1 protein-coding gene is annotated in these 485 nt (G+C 36.9%); it reads left to right on the top strand.

The features are described from left to right. The coding region (locus tag ACSVH7_RS15135) for an Ig-like domain-containing protein (RefSeq protein ID WP_438067519.1) at positions 1-485 on the top strand (485 nt) is incomplete at both ends.

The raw sequence follows: 485 nt of genomic DNA, 5'->3' as shown, positions 1-485 counted from the left end.
ACCGATAGCGAATGATGATGCGAACGCTATTTTATCAGCGGCTGCTGCTCCAACTACGATTAATGCGTTGACGGCATCGGATATGGATGGTACAATAGTTAGTTATACTATTTTGAGCTTACCAGTTAATGGAGTTCTTGCTTTGTCTGGAATACCAGTAACCGTAAATCAAGTATTAACTCCTGAAGAAGTAGTAGCATTAACCTATGATCCAAGTGGTGTTTTCTCTGGAAATGAAAAGTTTACTTTTACAGCAACGGATAATAATGGAGCAGTGGATGCTACTCCAGCTACCTATACTATACCAGTTGTAAATGAGATAGATGCTTCAAATGATGGGGTATATTCGATCAACAATCTAACGGGAAAAACCATTGATAGTGTTTTAATAAATGATGTTTTAAACGGAATTGTATTAACCCCAGCTACATTTGATCTTGTTGTCTTAACACCTATCAATGTACCAACGGGATTTACATTAAATT

Origin of the sequence: Flavobacterium sp. TSSA_36, from assembly GCF_051547165.1 — a bacterium.
GTDB lineage: Bacteria > Bacteroidota > Bacteroidia > Flavobacteriales > Flavobacteriaceae > Flavobacterium.
Note: the sequence above shows the minus strand (reverse complement) of the source record. Positions and strands in the feature narration are given on the sequence as shown.